This is a genomic window from Streptomyces akebiae, assembly GCF_019599145.1.
Lineage (GTDB): Bacteria > Actinomycetota > Actinomycetes > Streptomycetales > Streptomycetaceae > Streptomyces > Streptomyces akebiae.
Window position 1 is genome coordinate 692,487 of the sequence record NZ_CP080647.1, and the last position, 18,027, is coordinate 710,513.

The following is an 18,027-nucleotide window of genomic DNA, read 5'->3' on the forward strand; positions in this document are numbered from 1 at the left end:
AGAGGCGCCCGTCCGCCCTCGCCCGGCGACGCACGCGCACCCCTCCGCCCTCAGCACTCATGCCGGTCCCGCTCCGGCGAGTACAGGTGGCTGTCGCGGAACTGCGAAGCCCCCAGCGTCCGCCCGACCATGATCACAGCCGTGCGCAGCACACCCGCCTCCTTCACCCGCCCGGCGATCTCCTCCAGCGTGCCCCGGATGATCAGCTCGTCGGGCCGGGAGGCGTACGCGACGACGGCGACGGGGCAGTCGGCGCCGTAGTGCGGGAGGAGTTCCTCGACGACTCGGTCCACGTACCGCGCGGCCAGGTGCAGCACGATCAGAGCCCCGCTGCGGCCGAGGGTGGCGAGGTCCTCGCCCTCCGGCATGGCCGTGGCGCGGTGGGCGATCCGGGTGAGGATCACGGTCTGGCCGACGGTCGGCACCGTCAGCTCCCGCTTCAGGGAGGCCGCCGCCGCCGCGAAGGCGGGCACGCCCGGCACCACCTCGTACGGCACGCCGGCCGCGTCCAGCCGCCGCATCTGCTCGGCGACCGCGCTGAACACCGAGGGGTCCCCGGAGTGCAGTCGGGCCACGTCGTGGCCCTCCTCGTGCGCACGGACCAGTTCGGCGGTGATCTGGTCCAGGTCGAGCTGGGCGGTGTCCACGAGCCGGGCGTCCGGCGGGCACTCGGCCAGCAGTTCGCGGGGGACGAGGCTGCCGGCGTACAGGCAGACCCGGCATGCGGCGAGCCGGCGGGCGCCGCGGACCGTGATCAGGTCGGCGGCACCGGGGCCGGCGCCGATGAAGTACACGGTCATCTGTCTGCCTCCGAAGCGGTGTCGCGGGGGTCGAGGGGGTCGACGGGGTCATGGGGGTCGACGAGATCCACGGGATCGACGGCGTCGACGGGTTTGCGCACCGCCCACTGGGTCACCGGCATGGCCTGCCGCCATCCGGTGAAGCCGCCCACGGGCACGGCCTGCGCCACCGCGAGCCGCACCAGTTCGCCGCCGTGGCGGCGGTGGGCGTCGGCGAGCAGCGCCTCGGACTCCAGGGTCACGGTGTTGGCGACCAGCCGTCCCCCCGCGGGCAGCGCGGCCCAGCCGGCGTCGAGGAGGCCGGGCGCGGTGAGACCGCCGCCGATGAACACGGCGTCCGGCCGTGGCAGTTCGGCCAGCGCGGCGGGGGCGGCACCGGTGACGACCCGTAGTCCGGGTACGCCGAGCCGGTCGGCGTTGCGGGTGATGCGCGCGGCCCGTACGGGGTCGCGTTCCACGGTGACGGCGCGACAGGAGGGGTGGGTGCGCATCCACTCGATCGCGATCGAGCCGGATCCGCCGCCCACGTCCCAGAGCAGTTCGCCGGGGGCCGGGGCGAGCGCGGCCAGGGTGGCGGCACGCACATGGCGTTTGGTCAGCTGGCCGTCGTGCTCGTACGCCTCGTCGGGCAGGCCGGGTACGGCGCCGAGCCGGAGGGCGTCCGGGTCCTGCCGGCACTCGACGGCGACGATGTTGAGGGGGTCGCCCGGCGGTCGTGCCCGCGTCCAGTCGTCGGCGGTGGTCGCGTCACCGATCCGCTCCCTCTCGCCGCCGAGCTGTTCCAGGACGCGCATCCGGCTCGGCCCGAAGCCGCGGTCCCGCAGCAGGGCGGCGACCTCGGCGGGCGTGCCGGCGTCCGCGCTCAGCACCAGCAGTCGGCGCCCGTCGTGCAGGGCGGCGGCGAGCCTGGCCGCGGGCCGCCCGACGAGTGTGACGACCTCGACGTCCTCCAGCGGCCAGCCGAGGCGGGCCGCCGCGTACGAGACGGAGGAGGGATGCGGCAGGACGCGCAGCCGGTCACCGGCCTCCTCGGCGAGGGCACGGCCTATGCCGTAGAACATGGGGTCCCCGCTGGCGAGGACGGCTATCCGGCGGCCGGTGTGCGCGGCGATCAGGGCGGGGACGGCGGGGCGCAGGGGCGAGGGCCAGGCGATCCGCTCGCCCGCGCACTCCGGGGGGAGCAGGTCGAGCTGACGCGGGCCCCCGATCAGGACCTCTGCGTCGCGCAGGGCGGCCCGGGAGGCGTCCGGGACGCCTCGCCAGCCGTCGGCACCGAGCCCGACGACGGTGACGGCGTACGGCGGTCCTGGTCGTGCGGGGGTCACTGGGGGGTACCTCGGCGGTTCGGGGGCGGCTCTCGGGGACGACAGAGGCGCACTCTACTGGGCGGTGACCTGCGCGCCTTGGCCCGGGGGTTGGTCGGGCGACGTGGACGCGCGGTCACCGTGGACCGACGGGCCCGCTCCCGCGCGCGGGGCGGTGCGGCCGGCCTTCGGGCAGCGCTCCCCGAGGCACGTCCGGGACCGTCCACGCCGGTGGCGGCGCGCCGCTGCGGTGGGGTCTCACGCGACCGGCGGATACGGGCCTGCGCGTCGGGCGAGGAGCAGCGCCACGTCGTCGTTCCGCTCGCGGTCCAGGGCGCCGAGGAGCATGTCGCAGGTCTCCTCCAGGGGGAGCCCGGCGTCGTCCAGCAGACCGAGCAAACGCTGCAGTCCCGCCGCGACGGGTGTCGAGCGGCTCTCCACCAGGCCGTCCGTGAACAGGACGAGCAGCGCCCCCTCGGCGAGTTCCCGCTCCTCGACGGTGAACGGCACCCCACCCACTCCGAGCGGCACCCCGCCGGCGACGTCGAGGAGCTCGGCTCTCCCCCGCGGGTCGACCAGGACCGGCGGCAGGTGGCCCGCGCGGGAGAGCTCGCACCGGCCGCGCCGGGGGTCGCAGACGACGTAGAGGCAGGTGGCCAGGGTGTCGGAGTCGCCGAGGGAGGTGGCGAGGCCGTCGAGGTGGTGCAGCAGTTCGGCCGGCGGCAGGTCGAGCCGGGCGAGGGCGCGGGTGGCCGTGCGGAGCTGGCCCATGATCGCGGCAGCGTGCACACCCTTGCCCATCACGTCGCCGACGACGAGTCCGACCTTGCCGTCCTTGAGCGGCAGCACGTCGAACCAGTCGCCGCCCACCTCGCTGACAGCGGGCACGTAGCGGGAGGCGACCTCCAGGCCGCCGTGCTGCGGTGGCTCCTGGGACAGCAGGCTGCGTTGGAGGGTGAGCGCGATGTCGCGTTCGCGTCCGTACAGGCGTGCGTTGTCGATGCAGATGGCGGCGCGCGCGGCCAGTTCGGTGGCGAGGGTGAGGTCCTGGTCGTCGAAGGGCCGGGGCCCGGTCGTGCGGTACAGGCTGAGCGTGCCCAGGACCTCGCCGCGCGCCATCAGCGGAGCCACCAGACAGGAGTGGACACCGGCGCGGCGCAGCGCCCGCGCCGCGGCCTCGCTCCGGGCGATACGCCGGATCGCGGCGTCGTCCACGTGCTCCAGCAGGATCGGCCGCGCTTCGCGTACGCACCGGGTGACCAGCCGGGACGGGCCGTACTGGGCGGGTTCCCCGACGGGGTCCGGGGCCTCGATCGCGTCGGTGGGACGGTTCGCCTTGAGCGCCAGCGCCCAGAAGTCGAGGGAGCCGTCCGTGCGTGGCGCGGCCGTGCCGCCGGGGTTGACCACCGAGTCCAGCACGTCGACGGCCGCGAGGTCGGCGAGTTCGGGAACGGCCACGTCGGCGAGTTCCTGTGCCGTCCGGCGCAGGTCGAGCGTGGTGCCGATGCGGACGCCGGCGTCGGCGATCACCGCCAGGCGTTCGCGGGCCTTCGCGACCTCGGCCGTCGCCCGCTGCCGCTCGGAGATGTCGAGGATCGCCATCGCCAGTCCCAGCACCCGACCGTTGGCGTCCTCGATCCGGTGGTACGACTCCGAGTAGGCGTGTTCCTCGCTGTCGGCCGCCGTCCTGCCGACCGTCTGCTGGTCCAGCAGGGGCTCGCCGGTCACCAGGACCCGCCGCATGCGTGACTCGATGGCCTCCACGTCGAGAGCGGGCAGCACCTCGCCGACGCGGCGGCCCAGCACCGCCGCCTCGGGGACGCCGTTGATGCGTTCCAGTGACGGATTGACCCGCACCCAGCGCAGGTCGGTGTCGAAGACCGCGATGCCGACCGGCGACTGGCTGACCAGGATGTGGGAGAGCGCCAGGTCCCGCTCCACATTGCGCACGGTGTCGGCGTCGGTGCCCAGGCCGAGGGCGTGGACGTCACCGCGGGCGTCGCGCAGCTGCATGGTGCGGAACTCCACCCGGCGGGTGAAGCCGTCCTTGTGCCGCACCGGGAAGACGCCGGCCCAGCGGTCGCCCGTACGCACCCGGTCGAACAGTTCGTGTGCCAGTGACCGGTGATCGGGGTCCACCAGCAGTGCGCCCGCGTCCTGCCCCAGCGCCTCCGCGGCACTGAAGCCGAGCAGGGACTCGGCTTCGGGGCTCCACAGCACGATCCGGCCGTCGCTGCCCAGGACGAGGGCCGCCACCCGCAGCACATCCAGCAGCCCACCCGGCGCGGCGGTGATGCGGTCCTGTCCACCGCTCCCGCTCCGGGTCTCTTCCTCAGGCATACCGGGGCTCCTTCCGGCGGCGCACAGGGGTGCGCTCACCCCTTCCGCCGGGCTCCCTGTCAGTCATACCTCCGTGGGCGGGAGACCGCACTCCCGCATGGGACGGCGTGGCCGCGGAGCCGCCCCGCGTCCGGCGTCCCGAACAGCCGCTCCCCTCTCTTGACTTCCCTCGATCAGCGCCCTTACCGTCTGACAGCTTTTCGAACAATGTTCGTCATTTCGAACATTTCGAACCACCGCATGAGTGCCCAATGGAGGACACCTCTATGCGTCATCCCCTCAGACCCAAGCGCCGCGCGCTGGCCGTCCTGTGCGCCTCGGCGTTGTCCGTCGGCCTGCTGTCGGCCGGCCCGGGAGCGAGCCCGGCCCTGGCGGCCGACGACCCCGACGCGGTCGCGCTGGACAAGAACGCGATCCTCGCCGCCAACCAGCTCGACGAGCGCCAGTGGTACAAGGACAACATCCCGTTCCTGGACACCCCCGACGACGACATCGACGAGGTCTACTACTACCGGTGGAGCACCTTCAAGCGGGCACTGCGCTACACCGTGCCGGGCACCGGGTACGTGTCGACCGAGTACGACGTGCCGATCGGCTACGCCGGGAACCCGTACACCGCGCTGCCGGACGCGACCGGCTACCACCTGCTGGACGGGCGCTGGCTGCACAACCGCGACTACGCGGGCGACTACCTGGACTTCTGGCTGCGCGGGGCGGGCAACTCGGGTGCGCGCAACTTCAGTGAGTGGATCACGAGCGCCGCGTACCAGCGTTATCTCGTGACCGGTGACGCGGCGCAGATCAAGTCCGCGCTCCCCCACCTGATCGCCCTCTACAAGCGGTGGGACTCCAACTTCGACGCCGACGTCACGGTGAACGGCACGCAGTCCTCCAGCGACCTGTTCCACCAGACCCCGCTGTCCGACGCCACGGAGTACACCGAGACGTCGATGCACAGCAGCAACTGGTTCAGCGGCGGCCGCGGTTACCGGCCCACGATCAACGCGTACATGTTCGCCGCCGCCCAGGCCATCAGCAAGATCGCCACGATGAACGGCGACACGGCGACCGCGAACGAGTACGACGGCAAGGCCGCGCAGCTGAAGGCCGCCGTGCAGAACTCGCTGTGGGACCCGCAGCGGAACTTCTTCATGCAGGTCTACAACACGGACGGCACCAACGGCACGCTGAAGCAGACCCGGACCACCTGGCGTGAGGCGATGGGCTACGCCCCCTGGGCGTTCAACCTCCCCGACGCGCAGTACTCGTCGGCGTGGAAGTACCTGACGGACGCCAAGCGGTTCAAGGCGCCGTTCGGGCCGACGACGCTGGAGCGGGTGCACGACTTCGAGGCCGAGCAGGCCACCGTCGTCCACGCGAACACCCACGACTCCTCGACGGCGTCCAACGGCAAGTACGTCGGGCAGATCGACTTCGACGACAGCGCGGTCACCTTCACCGTGGACGCGCCCGGCAACGGCACGTACCCGGTGACGGTCCACTACGCCAACGCCACCTCCGCCACCTCGACCCACAAGGTCGTCGTGAACGGCGACACCGCGAGCCCGGTCACCGTGAGCTACGCGCCCGGCGGCAGCTGGGGCCAGTTCTCGGAGTCGAAGTCCGTCACCGTGCAGGTCCCCATGAAGACCGGGGCCAACACGCTGAAGTTCACCAAGGGCACCGGCTTCGCCGAGCTGGACCGGATCACCGCGAACCCGTACTTCAACTACGAGGCGATACCCGCCGAGCAGAAGCGCGACGACGCCAACTGCTGCCACTGGAACGGCCCGAGCTGGCCCTTCCAGACCAGCCAGATCCTGACCGGCCTCGCCAACCTGCTGCAGGACTACCCCTCGCAGAACTTCGTCACCAAGGCCGACTACCAGACGATGCTGGCCCAGTTCGCCGACCTCCAGCACAAGGACGGCGAGCCCTACGTCGCCGAGGCCGCCAACGGCGACACCGGCGAGTGGATCTACGACGGGTTCAACTTCAGCGAGCACTACAACCACTCCAGCTTCAACGACCTGGTGCTGAGCGGTCTGCTGGGCATCAAGCCGCAGGCGAACAACACGCTGGTGCTGAAGCCGCTGATCCCGTCCGGCTGGGACTGGTTCGCGGTGGAGAGCCTGCCGTACCACGGGCACACCCTCTCGATCCGCTGGGACCGGGACGGCACGCACTACGGCAAGGGCAGCGGCCTGCAGATCTTCCAGGACGGGCAGCGCATCCACCAGTCCGCGACGATCGGGACCAGCACGACCGTGAACGTGGCCGCCCCGGTCACCCCGGCGCAGCCCACGCGGCTGATGAACGTGGCCGCCAACCCGCTCACCGCCGAGCAGGACTGGCTGGGCCGCACCATCACCCAGCCCTACCCCAAGGCCTTCGCCTCCTACACCAACACGGTCTCCAACGGCCCGCACTGCCACAGCGGGCAGACCTGCAAGCCCACCACCTTCGACGCCCCGCTGCGGGCGACGGACGGCTGGATCCGCTACGACAAGATCCCCGACAACCGCTGGACCAACTCCGGCTCACCCAACGCCACCGACCACCTCGGCGTCGACTTCGGAGCCCCTCGCAAGATCAACGAGGTGAAGTTCTACACCTACGACGACGGCGCGAACATCCGTGTCCCGGCGAGCTACACCGTGCAGTACCTCAAGGACGGCGCCTGGGTGAACGTCCCGAGCCAGACGAAGAGCCCTGCCGCGCCCGTCGCCGACAACCCCAACGAGGTGACCTTCCCGACGATCACCACATCCCAGTTCCGGGTGGTGTTCACCCCGCAGGCAGGCAAGTTCGTCGGCGTCACCGAGCTGGAGTCCTGGTACCCCGAGACACCCCGGGTCAAGATCACCAACAAGAACAGCAACCTGGAACTCGGCATCGCCGGCTCCTCCATCGCCGCCGGAGGCGCCGTCCAGCAGCAGACCGTCGGGAGCAGCGCCAACCACTGGTGGAAGATCGTCCCGGCCGAGAACGGCTACTACAAGATCTTCAACACCAACAGCGGACAGGTCCTCGGCATCAAGGACGCCTCCAAGACCGCGGGCGCCACCGCGCTCCAGTGGGGTGACACCCTGACCGCCGACCATCTGTGGTCGATCGTCGACGCGGGCGGCGGCTACGCCAAGCTCGTCAACAAGAACAGCGGCATGGTCCTCGGCATCCAGAACATGTCCACGTCGTCCGGGGCACAGGCCCTGCAGTGGGACGACACGGGTACCGCCGACCACCTGTGGAAGATCGCCGCGGAGGACGGCTCCACACCGTTCACCTCGTGAACCACCGTCCGCTGCGGCCCTCGACGGCCGCAGCGGACCCTCCGCGCGGGCCGCGCCGGACGCCGCCTACGCGTCGTCGGGCCGGTCGCCGTCGGCCTTCGCGGGAGCCTCCTTCTCGGCGGCTTCCTTCTCAGGAGCCTCCTTCTCGGGGGCTTCGCAGGTGATCTCGTCGCGTGGGGTGTAGTGGGTGCGGAACGGCTCGCGCCTCACCACCTTGCCGTCGTTGTGGAAGACCCGTTCGACGGTGACGTCGAAACCTTCGAGCGGCGTCTGCGGCACGCACTTCTCGTCGGTGCTCACCTTCTTCTCCGGCGGCTTCACATCGGTCCGGGGCCCCTTGACCGATGTGATCTCGTCGTATTTCCGGGTGCCGAGGAAGGTGACGGTCACCGAGGTGTCGGTGGCCTCGGCCTGGATGTAGAGGGCCTTGCCGGAGTCGTTGGTGAACCGGAGATCGAGGCTCCCCCAGGCGACCGTCGCCTCACGGCCCTCCGGGTAACGCTCGATGTAGAAGGAGTGAGCCCCGTACTCCACCGGCTTGACCCCGGCGAAGAACATCGCGTTGAAGACGGTCGTGGCCACGGCGGAGACACCCCCGCCGGCCGCCTTGGTGAACTGGTCGTCGAGGATCATGACGCCCTCGACGAAGCCGTTGGCCGCGGTGCGCCGGCCCACGGTGCGGTTGAAGCTCCAGGTCTCGTCGGGCATGACGAGGGAGCCGTTGATGAGCTGGGCGGCCCGACCGATGTTCTTCGTGCGGTAGGCGGCCGGTTCGAAGTTGACGGTGAAGGACGACACCTTCTCCGTCAGCCCCAGCCGCGCCGCGTTCTCCCGGGTCACCTCGGGCTCGGTCCGTCGTACGGCCACCTCGCCGGTACGGGCCGCACCCGTTTCCGTGAGCAGCGGCAGTACGGCCTTGCTCAGCGCCTTGTCGGTGACCTGTACGCCGGTCCTGGCGTCGTCGGCCACCACGACCCGGTCGCCGTCCAGCCGCAGTGCGGCGTTCTCGGCCGTGGCGGTGACATCGGCCAGGGGGCGGGCCACAGCGGGGGCGGCGCGCAGGCCCTTGCCGTCCAGCTTCGGGATCAGTCTGCCGGAGTCGTCCGGCCTCATCGTCAGGTACTCGCCCACGACGGCCGGGCTGATCGTGAAGCGGCTGGCGCCCGCGGTGAGGGTGACGGGCGCCGACATGGCCGGCCGCGCGAACTCGCGCACCGCCCGCCGCACCTCCGCCGCCTCCACCTCCGGCTCGGTCACGCGTGCGGGCAGTGCCGTGACCGCGTCCGCCGCGCCGCGCAGGAAGGAGGTCCGCAGGGTGCCGACCGCGGCGTCCACGTCCAGTGCGTAGCCCCGGTGGGGAGCGACCTGCTCGACCTGCCCGTCCTCGAAGGTCACGGCCCCGTCGTGGACCCGCTGGTCGAGGGTCTGCGCCAGCTTCCCGAGTGCGGCGCGCGCCTTGCTCTCCTCCAGGCGTACGACCGGTTCGATGTCACCCCCCGAGCGGAAGAAGCCGCCGATCACGCTGAACGGATCGGAGGCGGTGCGCGCCGCCCGGTCGACGGTCCGCTCGACGTCGAAGGCGAGTCCGGCCTGCCGCGGGTCGAGGGTCCCGCCGCGGTCGCCGACCCGCACGGCCAGTTCCCGTGAGCCGGCCGCCGCCAGGTGGTCGTCCAGCTTGCGGACGGCTTCCGTGCGGCTGAGGCCCCCGATGTCCACCCCGCGCACCGTCGTACCCGCCTCGATCTCCCCACCCGTGACGAGCAGGCCGGCCAGATACAGACCGCCGACACCGACGGTCAGCGCACCGCCCGCCAGGGCGAGGGGCGGCACGGAGGCTATTCGAGGGCGCATGGGTCTCCCGGACCGGGCATCGGCAGGCGGTGCGCTCGACGGGGCACCACCGCGAAAGGGGCAAGAACCTCAAGCTACCCATAACGTGCGACCGGATCATATGTCGCAGATCACTTGCGTTCCGCTCACATGCCTGCCGTGGCAGCCAGGCGGAGACGAGGCGATGCCGCATCACGGCCTGATAAACCGACTCGCACTGATTGTCACTGCTTCGAGGTAAGCATCTCGTCCGCCCGGCGGCTGGGGCCGGTCCGGGGGCTAGGTTTCTGCAGGTGGACGGATTCCCGTGATCCTTCTCCCTCGTTGCCCACCCCTCCCTGTCTCCCGGTCGGCGCACCCGTGTGCGCCGGACGACCCGTCGCGCTAGGAGAAAGCCCCCCGATGTCCGTCGACAGCGTCCCGGAAGCTCGGACCACACCCGCCGCACCGCAGCAGTCCCTGGGTACCGCCGCCGCCCGCAACCTCGCCACCACCACCAAGTCCGCCCCGCAGATGCAGGAGATCACCTCCCGCTGGCTGCTGCGGATGCTGCCCTGGGTCGAGGCCGGAGGCGGGGCCTACCGGGTCAACCGACGGCTGCGCCACACGCTCGGCGACGGGCGCGTCGAGTTCGTCCAGGAGGGCGCCACGGTCCGGGTGATCCCCCGGGAGCTCGGTGAACTGGCCCTTCTGCGCGGCTTCGAGGACACGGACGTCCTCACCGCCCTCGCCGACCGCTGCGCGCAGCGCGACTTCACGGCGGGCGAGGTCCTCGTCGAGCGCGGCAGCCCCGCCGACCGGATCCATCTGATCGCCCACGGTCGGGTCAGCCAGACCTCCGAGGGCAGGTACGGCGGCGAGATCGCCGTCGCGGTGCTCGCGGACGGCGACCACTTCGGTGAGAAGGCGCTGTCGGATTCCGACACCCGCCACGACTGCACGGTCACCGCCGAGACCTCCGGCACCCTCCTCACCCTCTCCCGTGCCGACTTCGCCGCCGTCCAGGCCTCCGCGCCCCACCTCCGAGCCCATGTCGACATGTTCAGGTCCCGCACGCGGCAGCGGCAGAACAAGCACGGCGAGGCCGAGATCGCCCTGTCGGCCGGTCACGTCGGCGAGCCCGACCTGCCGGGCACCTTCGTCGACTACGAACTGCGGCCGCGTGAGTACGAGCTCTCCGTCGCGCAGACCGTTCTGAGAGTCCACACCCGGGTCGCCGATCTCTACAACGGTCCGATGGACCAGAGCGAGGAACAACTCAGGCTCACCATCCAGGCCTTGCGGGAGCGTCAGGAACACGAGCTGATCAACAACCGCGAGTTCGGGCTGCTGCACAACGCCGACTTCAAGCAGCGCCTCCAGCCCCGCTCCGGCCCGCCGACCCCGGACGACATGGACGATCTGCTCTGCCGCCGGCGCGGCACGAAGCTGTTCCTCGCCCACCCCAGGACGATCGCCGCCATCGCACGCGGCTTCAACGCCTGCGGTCTCCACCCCGACCACGTCGACCTCGGCGGGCAGACCGTCCCCGCCTGGCGCGGAGTGCCCATCCTGCCCTGCGACAAGATCCCGATCAGCAGGGAGCAGACCAGCTCCATCATCGCGATGCGCACCGGCGAGAAGAACCAGGGCGTCATCGGCCTACGGCAGACGGGACTGCCGGACGAGTACGAAGAGGGTCTCTCCGTGCGGTTCATGGGCATCGACGCACAGGCGATCACCTCCTACCTCGTCAGCACCTACTACTCCGCCGCCGTGCTCCTGCCCGACGCCCTCGGCGTGATGGAGAACGTGCAGATCGCGCACAGGCCGCGCTGAGGCCCTGATCCGCAGGCACGCGGCAGGTCCGCGCCCGACACACGCCCCGCGCACGCACGTAGGCCTGCGCGCACATACGCCCGCGTGCGCGTGCGCCCTCGTGCACGCACGTACGACGGAGCACCCACCCCACCGCAGCAAGGAGCCGCCGATGCCCGACTCCGGGCCCCTCGGATCATCACCCCCTGAGCAGCGGCCGACACCGCCCCCAGCCGTGCCGGACGCCCCCGCAAGGGTGGTCGCGGACCCTCCGGTCACACCGATCCCCTCCGGCTTTCTGGCATCACTGCATCCGCCGGTCACGATCCCCGGTCGGCCGCCGACCCCGCCACCGGCCCCGCCCTCGGCGCCCCCCACCGCCGTACCGGACGCGCCGGACACGACGGCAGCCGACTCCGCGCTCCGGGCGGTCCTTCGCGGACCGACCGGACCGGGCACGGCCTCGCTCGCCGTGGCCGGCAGGTACAGCGCCCCGCCCTCCGATCCGGTGTCCCCGGCACCCGCTCCGTCCGCCGCGGGGCGAGCGGTCCCCGGTCTCTACCACCACCCCGTCCCGGAGCCCGATCCCGTACGCGTCGAGGAGGTGAGCCGCCGGATCAAGCGCTGGGCCGAGGACGAGGTCCAGCTCTATCCCGAGGAGTGGGAGGGGGAGTTCGACGGGTTCTCCGTGGGCCGTTACATGGTCGCCTGCCACCCCGACGCCCCGACGGTCGACCACCTGATGCTCGCCACGCGGCTGATGGTCGCGGAGAACGCGGTCGACGACTGCTACTGCGAGGACCACGGCGGGTCCCCCGTCGGTCTCGGCGGGCGCCTCCTCCTGGCGCACACCGCCCTCGACCACTGCCACACCACCGCGGAGTACGCGCCTCAGTGGCGGGAATCCCTCGCCTCGGACCCCCCGCGCCGGGCGTACCACAGCGCGATGGACTACTTCGTCCGCGCGGCCACCCCCTCCCAGGCGGACCGCTACCGGCACGACATGGCCCGGCTGCACATGGGCTACCTCGCCGAGGCCGCCTGGGCGCAGACCGGTCATGTCCCGGAGGTGTGGGAGTACCTGGCGATGCGCCAGTTCAACAACTTCCGCCCCTGCCCCACGATCACCGACACCGTCGGCGGCTACGAACTGCCCGCGGACCTGCACGCCCGACCGGACACGCAACGGGTCATCGCCCTCGCCGGCAACGCGACGACCATCGTCAACGACCTCTACTCGTACACCAAGGAACTCGACAGCCCGGGCCACCACCTGAACCTGCCGGTGGTGATCGCGGAACGCGAGCGGCTCTCCGAGCGCGACGCCTATCTGAAGGCCGTCGAGGTCCACAACGAACTGCAGCACGCCTTCGAGGCCGCCGCGGCCGACCTCGCGCAGGCCTGCCCCCTGCCCACCGTGCTGCGTTTCCTCAGGGGCGTGGCCGCCTGGGTCGACGGCAACCACGACTGGCACCGCACCAATACCTACCGCTACAGCCTGCCCGATTTCTGGTGAAGAACGGATATCTCCATGACCACGGAAACGACCACCACGAACTCCGCCGCCCCCACCACCGCCACCGCGAGGATCCCGGCCCCGGCGACGCCGTACCAGGAGGACATCGCCCGCTACTGGAACGACGAGGCACGCCCCGTCAACCTGCGCCTCGGCGACGTGGACGGCCTTTACCACCATCACTACGGCATCGGCGCCGTGGACCACGCCGCGCTCGGCGACCCGGCACACAGCGAGTACGAGAAGAAGCTCATCACGGAGTTGCACCGGCTGGAGTCGGCGCAGGCGGAGTTCCTTCTGGACCACCTCGGTCCCGTCGGCCCCGGCGACACCCTCGTCGACGCCGGCTGCGGGCGCGGCGGGTCCATGATCATGGCCCACCAGCGCTTCGGCTCCAAGGTCGAGGGCGTCACCCTGTCCGCCTCCCAGGCCGACTTCGGCAACCGGCGCGCGCGCGAACTGCGCGTCGAGGACCACGTCCGCTCCCGCGTGTGCAACATGCTCGACACGCCCTTCGACAAGGGCGGCATCGCGGCCTCGTGGAACAACGAGTCGACCATGTACGTCGACCTCCACGACCTGTTCGCCGAGCACTCCCGCTTCCTGAAGGTCGGCGGCCGGTACGTGACCATCACCGGCTGCTGGAACCCCCGTTACGGCCAGCCGTCGAAGTGGGTCTCCCAGATCAACGCCCACTTCGAGTGCAACATCCACTCCCGCCGCGAGTACCTGCGTGCCATGGCGGACAACCGCCTGGTGCCGCACGCCGTCGTCGACCTCACCCCGCAGACGCTGCCCTACTGGGAGCTGCGGGCCACGTCCTCGCTGGTCACCGGGATCGAGGAGGCGTTCATCGAGTCCTACCGGGACGGCTCCTTCCAGTACGTGCTGATCGCGGCCGACCGCGTATGACCCCGACCTCGCGGGGCCGGGCCCGTCGCCGGCGGCCCGGCCCCGCGGGGCGCGGCGACGAGCGGTGGTACGGGTCGGGCGTCGGGCGTTCCCGGTGTGCGTCGTTGTGACGATAAGGTCGGGCGTCGGCGATTCACGGAGGGGAGCCCATGGGGTACGAGAACGGACGGAGCCCCGAGTACAGCGTCTGGGGGACGATCGAGGTGCGCCCTCCGGTCCCTTTGGCACGCCTGCGGGGCCTGACCGACCAGGAGGCGTTCCAGCGCAGGCTCGGTACCGCGCCGGCTGGTGCCGCCGGGCCGGAGCCCGCGAGTGCTCCCCAGGCGCGTTGGGAGTTCGTCCCTGACGACGACGCGGGCACCGACGACCAGGGCCGCCCACGGGCCATCAAGTACCTCCGGGTGAACGACCAGGGTGTCGCCCGTACCGAGGTCGACAGGCGCCTGCTGGACGTGGCCGCACTGGTCGGCACGGACCACACCTTCCATGGCCACCTGCGCTACGAGGGTTACGTCGGCGACGAGGGCGAGATCCGGCTTCGCGGCGGCGGGCCGCCGCAGTGGCGCGACACGACGCCCCGGTACTGGTGACGCCCCCTCGGGACGTGCGGTTCTCGCGGTGATCAGGGGCGCCCACACGCGGAAGACGGCGAAGAAGTCCGGGAGGGGGCTCGCCGTCCGTCTCGCGCGGCAGGTCCGGCAGGGCTCGCCGGAAGACGGTTTGCCGATCAGCTGCCTGGATTTCGACGATTCGTAGCCGAATTTCCCAAACAGTTGAGCGCTTGTCGTCCTCTCTTCACGATGTGCCCTGTCAACTGCCCGACGGCAGAGCCTCGGGTCCCAGCGCTGCAGAAGCGAGACCAGCATGGTGCGTGTCCGTGCGTCCCTGTCCCAGTTGCCCGCCTATGTCCCGGGCCGCAAGCTGCCCGGCGCCGTCGTGCTGGCCAGCAACGAGTCCCCGTACGGGTTGCTGCCGGGGGTGGCCGACGTCCTCGCGGAGGCCGCCGGCGGCGTCTCGCGGTATCCCGATCTGCACGCCGCCTCGCTGGTCGAGGCCCTGGCGGCGCACCACGGCGTCGAGCCCGACCGGATCGCGGTGGGCGCGGGTTCCTCCGAGGTGTGCGGGCAGCTGCTCCACACCGTCGTCGGACCCGGTGACGAGGTCGTCTTCGGCTGGCGTTCGTTCGAGGCGTACCCGATCCTCACCGCCGTGGCAGGCGGTACGGCGGTGCGGGTTCCGCTGCGCGACCACGCCCTCGACCTCGATGCCATGGCCGCGGCGATCACCGCCCGGACCCGGCTGGTCTTCGTGTGCAACCCCAACAACCCGACCTCCACGGCGGTCGGCGCGCGAGCGCTGACCGCGTTCGCCGACCGGGTGCCGCGGGACGTGCTGATCGTCGTCGACGAGGCCTACCGGGAGTACGCCGATCCGGCCCTGGTCCCCGACGGCCTCGCCCTCCTCGGCGACCGGCCGAACGTCGCGGTGCTGCGGACCTTCTCGAAGGCGTACGGACTGGCCGGGCTGCGCGTCGGCTACTGCGTCGCGCCGCCCGGGATCGCGGCACATGTGCGCCGGACGCAGGTGCCGTTCAGTGTCAGCGCCCTCGCCCAGCGGGCCGCCGCGGTCGCCCTCGGCGAGGGTGCGGAGGTCGCTCGGCGGGCCGCCCTCACGGTCGCCGAACGCGACCGTGTCACCAGGCGGTTGCGGGAGCTGGGCCACGACGTGCCCGACTCCCAGTCCAACTTCGTCTGGCTGCCGCTCGGCGAGGACAGCGTGGACTTCGCCGGGCACTGCGCCGACGGGAAGGTCGTGGTCCGCCCGTTCCCCGGCGAGGGCGTCCGGGTGACGATCGGGCTGCCGGAGGAGAACGACACCCTCCTCGCGCTCGCGGCGAGCCGGCGAGGCTGACGGCCATGCGCCCCGGTCCCTACGAACGGCACCGCGAACTGCTGCGGAGTGTCGTTCGCGCGATCGCCGCCGGTGAGTGCCGTCGCCCCTTCACCGAGGCGACCGGCCAGGACGCGGCCGACGCGGGCATGAGGTCGACCCGCACCGCGGGAAAGGTGTTCCGCTCGCTGCTGGGGCGGCCGTTCGAGCTGGGGCAGCCCGGTGAACTCGGCCGTGTGCATACGGAGTCGTCGCCGTACGGCCTCGTGCTGGCCATCGACTACCCGCGCTGCGATCCCGGGGAACTGGTCGCGGCGGCCGGGCGCGGTGCGGCCGGCTGGCGGGCCGCCGGACCGTACCGGCGCGCCGGTGTCGCCGTGGAGATCCTGCGTCGGCTCAACACCCGCAGCCACGAACTGGCCCTCGCGGTGCACCACACCACCGGACAGCCCCTCCAGGGAGCCCTGCGGGCCGCCGGGCCACGCGCCCAGGACCGCGCCCTGGAGGCGGTGGCACAGGCCCTCGCCGAGTCGGAACGCGTCCCGGCCGAGCTGCGCTGGAAGAGCGTCGACCGGGGCGGGCGACCGCTGCAGGGCACCTGCGCCCTGGTGCCCCGGGGGGTGTCGCTGCTCATCGGCTGCCCGGACTTCCCGCTCTGGAACGGGTATCCGGGCCTGTTCGCCAGCCTGGTGACCGGCAACCCGGTCGTCGTCGCTCCGCACCCGCGCTCGGTGCTGCCCCTGGCGATCACGGTGCGCGTCGCCCGGCAGGTGCTGGCGGAGGCCGGCCACTCCCCCGACCTCGTGACCCTGGCGGTGGCGGAACCGGAGCGGCAGGTGCACCGGCGGCTGGCCACGGACCCGGCGGTGCGCATCGTGGACTACACGGGCTCCGCGCGTTTCGCCGACTGGCTGGAGCAACACGCCCGCCAGGCCACCGTGTTCGCCAGCCGGACCGGACTGAACACCGTGGTCGTGGACTCGACCGACGACTACCGGGGCCTGGTTCGGGGGCTCGCCCTCGCCTCGTGCCGGTGCAACGGGACGGTGCGCACCACGCCGCAGAACATCCTGGTTCCCGAGCGGGGCTTCGGCACCGACGAGGGGCACAAGACGCTGCGGGACCTCGGGGCCGACCTCGGCGACGCCGTGGACCGGCTGCTCGGGCATCCCGCCCGCACGGCGAGAGTGTTGGGCGCGATCGTCGGCGACGAGGTGCGCGGCGCCCTGACCGACGCCGCACGGTACGGCCCGGTCCTGCACGCCTCCGGCCCCGTACCCCATCCCGACCACCCCCGCGCCGATCTGCGCAGCCCGCTGCTGGTGCGGCTGCGCGCCGCCGACGAACGCGTCTACACGCGCGAGTGGCCAGGCCCCGTCTCCTTCCTGGTGGGCACCGAGTCGACCCCGCACAGCCTCGCTCTCCTGCGCCGTACCGTGGCGCGGCACGGCGCGCTGTACGCCTCGGTGCACTCCACCGACCCGCTGGTGCTGGCGGCGGCCGAGACGGCCGCGCTGGACGCCGGGGTGCATCTGGTGGAGAACCTCGACGATCTGCCCGCCGACCCGTCCTCGGCCCTCGCCGAACTGCCCGGCTGCGGGACCCACTTCGTCACCGGTCGGTTCCGCGTGGTGCGCTCCCGGCGGCACGCGCCGCCGGCGGAGGCTCCGGACCCGGCACCGGCCCGGCCGGGGGTCGCCGCGGAGCTGGTCGACGTATGACCGCGCCGGTCCTCAGGCCGTCCAGGTGGCGCCGCGCCCCCGCACCTCGTCGAAGACCAGCCAGGTGCGGGTGGAGCGCACCCCGGGGATCCCCTGGATCTTCTCCAGCACGACCTGGCGCAGCACGAGGTTGTCCGGGGCGCGCACGAGCACCAGGACGTCGAAGTCTCCGGTGACGAGGGCGACGTGCTCCACGTACGGGATCTCGCGCAGCTCGTGCGAGATGTCCCGCCAGGCGTTCTGCTCGATGCTCATCGTCACGTACGCGCTCGTGCCCAGGCCCGCCCGCTGTGCGTTGAGCTGCGCGGTGAACCCCGTGATGACGTCCTCGGCCACGAGCCGGCCGATGCGGGTGTAGGCGTTGGCCCGGGAGATGTGCACCTGCTCGGCGAGAGCGCGGACCGAGATCCGGCCGTCGTCGAGGAGCCGGCTCAGGATCTGCCGGTCGATCTCGTCGAGCGGGACGGCAGTTCGTCCGGCCACCGCCCCCGGCAGAGGGATTTCCTCGGACACATTGTCCTCCAAGACCCTGATGTTCGGCAGTTCATCGCCGGTTCGGCCGAGCTATTGAACACATATTCCGTGGTAGCCACCATTCTCCTGTCAAGTGTCCAGAGAAAGCGA

The 18,027-nt window shown here is 71.7% G+C and carries 12 protein-coding genes; 7 read left to right on the top strand and 5 right to left on the bottom strand.

What is annotated here, in order from left to right; translation table 11 throughout:
- Positions 1-50: 50 nt before the first annotated feature.
- The 3 genes from cobM to K1J60_RS03030 form a co-directional block, all read right to left on the bottom strand.
- Positions 51-800 carry a precorrin-4 C(11)-methyltransferase gene (cobM, locus tag K1J60_RS03020; protein WP_220644780.1) on the bottom strand — a complete coding sequence of 250 codons (750 nt, stop codon included), beginning with the start codon at positions 798-800 and terminating at the stop codon, positions 51-53.
- The gene (gene cbiE, locus K1J60_RS03025; RefSeq protein WP_220644781.1) at positions 797-2,125 is read right to left on the bottom strand and encodes a precorrin-6y C5,15-methyltransferase (decarboxylating) subunit CbiE; all 1,329 of its coding nucleotides are present in this window, start codon (positions 2,123-2,125) and stop codon (positions 797-799) included. Before cbiE ends, cobM begins: the two co-directional genes overlap by 4 nt.
- Positions 2,126-2,362: 237 nt before the next feature.
- Positions 2,363-4,444 carry a SpoIIE family protein phosphatase gene (locus tag K1J60_RS03030; RefSeq protein WP_220644782.1) on the bottom strand — a complete coding sequence of 694 codons (2,082 nt, stop codon included), beginning with the start codon at positions 4,442-4,444 and terminating at the stop codon, positions 2,363-2,365.
- A gap of 266 nt (positions 4,445-4,710) precedes the next feature.
- Between K1J60_RS03030 and K1J60_RS03035 the strand changes: the two genes are divergently transcribed.
- Entirely contained in the window at positions 4,711-7,737 is a 3,027-nt protein-coding gene (locus K1J60_RS03035) for an MGH1-like glycoside hydrolase domain-containing protein (protein WP_220644783.1), read from the top strand.
- 66 nt (positions 7,738-7,803) lie between these two features.
- Here the strand turns inward: K1J60_RS03035 and K1J60_RS03040 are convergent, their stop codons facing one another.
- The gene (locus K1J60_RS03040; protein WP_220644784.1) at positions 7,804-9,588 is read right to left on the bottom strand and encodes a VanW family protein; all 1,785 of its coding nucleotides are present in this window, start codon (positions 9,586-9,588) and stop codon (positions 7,804-7,806) included.
- Between the two features lie 381 nt (positions 9,589-9,969).
- Here K1J60_RS03040 and K1J60_RS03045 point away from each other — a divergent pair, with 381 nt between their 5' ends.
- The 6 genes from K1J60_RS03045 to K1J60_RS03070 all read left to right on the top strand — a co-directional run bounded on the left by K1J60_RS03045 (position 9,970) and on the right by K1J60_RS03070 (position 17,403).
- Positions 9,970-11,385 (top strand): family 2B encapsulin nanocompartment shell protein, encoded by a 1,416-nt coding sequence (locus K1J60_RS03045; RefSeq protein WP_220644785.1) that lies wholly within the window; start codon positions 9,970-9,972, stop codon positions 11,383-11,385.
- 151 nt (positions 11,386-11,536) lie between these two features.
- Complete coding sequence (locus K1J60_RS03050) at positions 11,537-12,880, top strand: family 2 encapsulin nanocompartment cargo protein terpene cyclase (protein WP_220644786.1); 1,344 nt, start codon at positions 11,537-11,539, stop codon at positions 12,878-12,880.
- A 15-nt stretch (positions 12,881-12,895) separates the two neighbouring features.
- Positions 12,896-13,792: a geranyl diphosphate 2-C-methyltransferase gene (locus K1J60_RS03055; RefSeq protein ID WP_220644787.1), complete on the top strand. Its 897-nt coding sequence runs from the start codon at positions 12,896-12,898 to the stop codon at positions 13,790-13,792.
- A 149-nt stretch (positions 13,793-13,941) separates the two neighbouring features.
- Positions 13,942-14,382, top strand: coding sequence for a hypothetical protein (locus K1J60_RS03060; protein WP_220644788.1), 441 nt, complete (start codon positions 13,942-13,944; stop codon positions 14,380-14,382).
- Positions 14,383-14,656: 274 nt separating this feature from the next.
- Positions 14,657-15,703, top strand: coding sequence for a histidinol-phosphate transaminase (locus tag K1J60_RS03065; protein WP_220644789.1), 1,047 nt, complete (start codon positions 14,657-14,659; stop codon positions 15,701-15,703).
- Positions 15,704-15,708: 5 nt separating this feature from the next.
- A complete protein-coding gene (locus K1J60_RS03070; RefSeq protein WP_220644790.1) occupies positions 15,709-17,403 on the top strand; it encodes an aldehyde dehydrogenase family protein in 1,695 nt (564 codons plus the stop codon).
- A gap of 12 nt (positions 17,404-17,415) precedes the next feature.
- Here the strand turns inward: K1J60_RS03070 and K1J60_RS03075 are convergent, their stop codons facing one another.
- On the bottom strand, positions 17,416-17,916 hold the full coding sequence (locus K1J60_RS03075) for an Lrp/AsnC family transcriptional regulator (RefSeq protein WP_220644791.1): 501 nt from the start codon (positions 17,914-17,916) through the stop codon (positions 17,416-17,418).
- Between the last annotated feature and the right edge of the window lie 111 nt (positions 17,917-18,027).

Bases quoted from the DNA above. Each gene is read 5' to 3' on its own strand.
- K1J60_RS03050 (WP_220644786.1), top strand. From the start codon at position 11,537: ATGCCCGACTCCGGGCCCCTCGGATCATCACCCCCTGAGCAGCGGCCG.
- K1J60_RS03070 (WP_220644790.1), top strand. From the start codon at position 15,709: ATGCGCCCCGGTCCCTACGAACGGCACCGCGAACTGCTGCGGAGTGTC.
- K1J60_RS03065 (WP_220644789.1), top strand. From the start codon at position 14,657: ATGGTGCGTGTCCGTGCGTCCCTGTCCCAGTTGCCCGCCTATGTCCCG.
- K1J60_RS03035 (WP_220644783.1), top strand. From the start codon at position 4,711: ATGCGTCATCCCCTCAGACCCAAGCGCCGCGCGCTGGCCGTCCTGTGC.
- K1J60_RS03055 (WP_220644787.1), top strand. From the start codon at position 12,896: ATGACCACGGAAACGACCACCACGAACTCCGCCGCCCCCACCACCGCC.
- cobM (WP_220644780.1), bottom strand. From the start codon at position 800: ATGACCGTGTACTTCATCGGCGCCGGCCCCGGTGCCGCCGACCTGATC.
- K1J60_RS03030 (WP_220644782.1), bottom strand. From the start codon at position 4,444: ATGCCTGAGGAAGAGACCCGGAGCGGGAGCGGTGGACAGGACCGCATC.
- K1J60_RS03045 (WP_220644785.1), top strand. From the start codon at position 9,970: ATGTCCGTCGACAGCGTCCCGGAAGCTCGGACCACACCCGCCGCACCG.
- K1J60_RS03040 (WP_220644784.1), bottom strand. From the start codon at position 9,588: ATGCGCCCTCGAATAGCCTCCGTGCCGCCCCTCGCCCTGGCGGGCGGT.
- K1J60_RS03060 (WP_220644788.1), top strand. From the start codon at position 13,942: ATGGGGTACGAGAACGGACGGAGCCCCGAGTACAGCGTCTGGGGGACG.